Source organism: Pseudomonas sp. GM50 (assembly GCF_000282375.1).
Classification (GTDB): Bacteria; Pseudomonadota; Gammaproteobacteria; order Pseudomonadales; family Pseudomonadaceae; genus Aquipseudomonas.
This window is the reverse complement of the sequence record NZ_AKJK01000080.1, coordinates 1-5,010: the sequence shown is the minus strand read 5'-3', so window position 1 is coordinate 5,010 and position 5,010 is coordinate 1. Positions and strand designations below refer to the sequence as shown.

Annotated in this window: 5 protein-coding genes; 4 read left to right on the top strand and 1 reads right to left on the bottom strand. The window is 55.1% G+C overall.

Going from position 1 to position 5,010, the window contains the following annotated elements; all coding sequences use genetic code 11:
- Window positions 1-259: 259 nt before the first annotated feature.
- Window positions 260-553, top strand: coding sequence for a hypothetical protein (locus PMI30_RS10145; protein WP_008011556.1), 294 nt, complete (start codon window positions 260-262; stop codon window positions 551-553).
- Window positions 554-606: 53 nt separating this feature from the next.
- Here PMI30_RS10145 and PMI30_RS10150 read toward each other — a convergent pair whose 3' ends face one another.
- Window positions 607-1,029, bottom strand: coding sequence for a hypothetical protein (locus tag PMI30_RS10150; protein WP_008011555.1), 423 nt, complete (start codon window positions 1,027-1,029; stop codon window positions 607-609).
- Between the two features lie 99 nt (window positions 1,030-1,128).
- Here PMI30_RS10150 and PMI30_RS10155 point away from each other — a divergent pair, with 99 nt between their 5' ends.
- From PMI30_RS10155 to PMI30_RS10165, 3 genes are all read left to right on the top strand, one after another.
- Window positions 1,129-2,601, top strand: a complete 1,473-nt coding sequence (locus tag PMI30_RS10155; RefSeq protein WP_032835724.1) for a hypothetical protein — start codon at window positions 1,129-1,131, stop codon at window positions 2,599-2,601.
- A gap of 96 nt (window positions 2,602-2,697) precedes the next feature.
- Window positions 2,698-3,531 carry a suppressor of fused domain protein gene (locus PMI30_RS10160; protein WP_008011550.1) on the top strand — a complete coding sequence of 278 codons (834 nt, stop codon included), beginning with the start codon at window positions 2,698-2,700 and terminating at the stop codon, window positions 3,529-3,531.
- A gap of 77 nt (window positions 3,532-3,608) precedes the next feature.
- Window positions 3,609-4,310, top strand: a complete 702-nt coding sequence (locus tag PMI30_RS10165) for a hypothetical protein (RefSeq protein ID WP_008011547.1) — start codon at window positions 3,609-3,611, stop codon at window positions 4,308-4,310.
- Window positions 4,311-5,010: the final 700 nt, after the last annotated feature.

Here is a 5,010-nt window from a genome sequence, read left to right as displayed (position 1 = left end):
CCTAGAGTGGGTCTGTCGCTGACACAGTTGGCGATAGGGTTTCGCAGCCCTGACGATACGTGTAGTAACCTTGCACCCATAACCAGCAACGGTCGCACAAACGCGCCCGTACTCCGTTTTATGGTGGCTGTGTGTGGGAGACCTTCTGGTCTGCCGGGTTCCTCGTATCCTCGGTCTGCGAACCCGCACATAGCTACCACCCTTTCGATTCGCAGCGAACGGCAGTAGCTCTTCTTACAAATACGAGGAAGATTTACTTATGAGTACGAACAACCCGCTCCGCCACTACACCCCCATGTCCCACTTCGCCACCGACCACCCCGTCCTCCTCATCGACGCCGACGCCCCACTGCGCGAACTCCACAACTGCCTCAGCGAACGCCTCAGCGCCGTCCTCAAATACCTCAACCTCATGGCCTGCACCAGCCTCCCCGACTACGCCGAGCACGACATCAACACCGTCACCAACATCGCCCGGATCATGGTCCAGGATGTGAGTGATGTGTTTCGGGTGATTGAGCAGCGTGGGTTTGATACCCCTAAGGGTCAGTGATCAGAGTTGAGTCGTAAAAAAACCCGCACTGAGTTGCGGGTTTTTTGTTTTGTTCAGGCCTGTCGAGTTGGCGAGAGGATTGTCTTCTCTATCAGCGTGGCGACATCCTTCGCGCCGTAACACCGAAATTTAACGCTGCCAGCGTCGGTATCCAGACGAATGATCTTCGTCATGAACCCGCCTTCAATTGTAACCTTTCGGATTAATGCCAGTGGGAGTTCAATATCCAGCGTCCCATCCTGAACGAGGCGGTTCATGGCATTGGCACTCAGACGAACCGTTGTTTGGGTCAGCACCATCTTCCCGCCAACCCAAAGCCCTCCGTATGCTTCCTTGAAGGCCTCTAGCACATCGCTCAACACATCCACATTGCCAGCCTCAGCAATGGAATATAAATCGTCCACGTTGTCGTAATTCACCTCGGCATCGGCGACCAGAAAATTCACCAACTTTGACTTCAAAATCTGTCCAGTCATCTTTGCCTCTCCATAGTTTGAGTCGCTACAAACGGCGTCCTATTTGGCAGCCAGCACTCATGTTAATATGCCATCACCCTATCAATGAAGTACAACCGCATGGATGCCACGTCCCGCCCTTCCAGCTTTTTTTCACTGCTTAGCGTTGCCGTGATCCTCTCTGGATGCCAAGCAACAAAACCCGCTCAAATCACAACACCTGAAGCCCAGCCGGGTTTTGCGGTTTTCAACAGTGTGCTGGTCGAGACACCCGAGCCGAACTCGATCGTGCGTGAGGGCGATCGGATCACCTATGTAGTGGCTTCGTCCCCAAGTCCGGAACGCCACTATCTGGCACGTTTCGACGCGAACTGCAGCCAGCCCGATGCGCAAATGGCCTACCGCAGCAAAGAGGGAATGTCTCTATTCGCCGTCAACCCGCGGGGGCGTTCGGAAGAATCCTGGCAATTACCTGCTGAACAAAAGAGCCAGTACCTGCAAAGTGCGCAGCTGAAGCAGGTTTGTGCCCAGACAACACCTCCTCAATGGCGCGTGTTCTCGGCACCCGAGCGTCAGGATTGGCAGATGATCGACCGCAGCAGCCTGAAAGTAAAAGGCGATGAGGTGACCTTCTGGACGGCTCGGGTACTACCCGGCGAGATGTTGGTGCCTGGCAAAAACGTCTTGTATGGGCAGGTACGCCAGCGGTGGACGGCCAACTGCGCCCTGCAACAACTGACCGCGTTGAGCTATTTCTACCTTGATACTCACAGTCGTGTGCTCGCTGGAAACATGCAGACAGATCTCAAAGCCATCGACCTGCAAAGCCTCGGAGTCGATGAGCGTCAGCTGGTTCAAGTGGCCTGTGGCAAACCCCAGTCGCTGGACCAATACAAACAATTTGAAGGGCGTGAGCAGTCGCCCTTCGAAGCACCGGCCCCCGTCGTTGCCACCCCGGTGTTGAAAGCCATCGAGGCATTGAATATGCCCAAACCGGAGAAAAGCATTCAACACCTTCGCCAGGTGTTCAAGGATAACTCCGAGCCAAGACAGTATTCAGATGACTCCGTCCTGCTCAAGGGTCGTGACTCGAAATACCTTTCTGGCGAGGCGGGCAATCAACTGACGGAGCGTTTTAAAGAGCGAGGATATCATTGGGTCAAAGCCACTTTCCGAGGCCTGATTGACCTGGCTGAAAGTAAATACAGAACTCATACAGCTGAGATAACGATCGAGACTGAGGCGCTGACGAACCTCAGCTTCGAGGGCGATTGGGCGAACATGCCGGTCGGCGCACTCCTGCGATACACGACGCAGGATATGCAGCTTCTTTATACCAACGGCGGGAAAGGTCCCAGAGCCTTGGTGCCGGTCGACGACAGACACAGCTGTGAGGTGCAGTCGCAGAAACCCGCCAGCACGTATCACCCGAGTTTGACCGGGACTGCCAAGGTACTCAGTTGCACAAGAGATGCCTACCAATACAGCACCGACATTTACGTCTACCTCGAAACGTATGGAATGTTTGTGCCGATCCAATATGTCACGCGGAACGTGCAGGGCGAATGGACGATTGAGGTGGTGGAATCTTGAGTTGCCTGGCCATTAACCCCAAAAAAACCCTTGAAGTGGAAGCACAATCTGCTTCCGCGTTTTCACATCAATGCCAAAACCCGGCAAGGAACGCACATGAACTTCTTTAAAAAGCTTCTCGACTCACTGAAAAGCCCTGCCACCCAATCCCTCCGGGTCGAACCGCAAATCCAGGCATTCCAGAAGCTGGTTGATATCGGTGAGTTGAACGAGGCGGAAGCGGCCAATCTGGCGGCGCGACTCGCCGGCGAAGCGTGCCTGGATCGTCATTGGCACTCTGTCGGCACCGTCGAGCGGGATGTCATTGCCTATATGATCAGTCCGAGTTTCAGGGGTGGCCCTGACTGGCCCTCGACGCGTCAGGCCTACCGGGTGGTCCGCCGTGGTGACTCGATACTCCTTGCCACCGACGGCCTGTCGGATCCATTCGATGGAGTTGAAGGAATGGGCAATGGTTTCGAGATGGAGTTGTTCATGGAAACAGCTGACATACCCGAGCACGCACGTGGTTCACTTGGAGAGGTCGATCCATTAAAAAACAGCTGGGCATTCGAACTGTTGGAGCACGTTGCCAAAACGGTGGCCGACGCTGGAGGAGTCACCGAACGGCTCGATCAGTACGGTACGCTATCTCTCGAAATTCCCGAGTTCAGCCTGTCGCACCACATGAGCGATCAACTCCCCAAAAGCTTCGTGACCGAGGACGATTGTACCGGCGTCCTGCTGGGAGCCCTGGAACCGGATTTCCCGACGCGACTGGATGACATGCCGTTGTCTCCGGTCAGGTTGGTTTCGATGGTATTGATCACCGCATCGGAGCTTGAATATGTCCGATCGGGTGGGCGAGCAGCACGCGAAGATCTGGTCAGCCGTTTGAAGGCCGCCGGCATCGGACATATGAGCAATCTGAATCGTACTAGCGTTGTGTGAAAACCGAGCGGCCGCTTTCATGTGAGCAATCAGGAAAGACACCGTACAGTGCGCTGTCCCCCCAAGAGCGTTCACAGATGAAAACCTACTGCCCGATGTTCTGGTCTCTGGATCAGGGCATCGACTACAGCGCGCCGATGCTCCACCTCAAAGACATCGTGCCGAGCGTTGGCAAAAGAACCTTCGCGTTCTTTGATAGCCATGACCGTTTAGACGTTGGTGAGATCCTTCTGCTTATCTGGTGCCCGCCAGTTTCCGACTTGAATGGCTGGAGTGAACAACCTTCAGAAATTGCCCAAAGCCACCTGCTGAAGGCGAAAGTTGTCGGCGCGGCTCAAGCACCAGAGCAGTCAGCAGAACGCCTGCATAACGTTCACCACGGCAAGCTCAAGTACCCACTCGACATCCTCTCCTGCGAGAGATTTCTGCCAGCACTGCAAGCACGCCAAGAAGATTCGACGTCTTGGTATCTACAAGAGATTGGAACCGCGAACGGGAACTTCCTGGCCTGGGATGAGTTGCATTGGTGCGGCAGCGCAGTGGTTGAAGGCCTCACCTATTTAACGGCGAGCACCTCGAGCGAGACTTATATGGAATTGATCCTCAAAGTGGCTGACGACGAGATCATCGGGCTCTTTTCGCTGCACATGAATCCGGGTGGTGACTCCTATGATTTTGGCAGAAAGCGCCTCACAGGCGAGGAACGGCGGGCAGTCAAACATGCACTCAACATCGCGCAGCCACTTCATGACACACAGGCTGCTTACCTTGCGGAGTAACGCGACAGTGTGACTTCAGACGCAGTCGTGTGACTGCGAAGACGTCCTCAAAAACGCCATCGCCGGCAAACCGTTTCCCCTCCCCCGTAGGAGCTGTCGAGTAACACGAGGCTGCGATCTTTTGATCCAAAGCTCGCAAAGCCCCCCCGAAATTTAATGAACCCCGCCCACACCCACTCACCTGACTGAATAACTAGATTTTGAAGTCTGCAAAACATGTAGGAATCTGCCCTTTGTGGCGAGGGGGCTTGCCCCCGTTGGGCTGCGAAGCAGCCCCAAACCCTGCGAGCCCGGTTCCTCAGAGACACGGCAATGCCCGGTTTTGCGGCGGCTGCGCCACCGAACGGGGGCAAGCCCCCTCGCCACAGTGAGCGCGTGTGGTCCTACAGCCCGGTTGCGGGTATCAAAATCGCTGCCTAGAGTGGGTCTGTCGCTGAGCAAATTCAGCGATAGGGTTTCGCAGCCCTACGGAATAGAATCATCCTGCACCGTCATAAGACACCCAGGCGTGCGACGCCTGCGTATCATTTTATGGCGACTGTGCGTGGGAGACCTTCGGGTCTGCCGGGTTTGATTCTTCCCTGGTCTGCGAACCCGCGCATAGTTGCCACCCATTTTGTTTCGCAGCAAAAAGGTGGCAGTTCATTCCCTTCATAAAGAATCTTTCCTAATGACAATGAACAACCCGCTCCGCCACTAC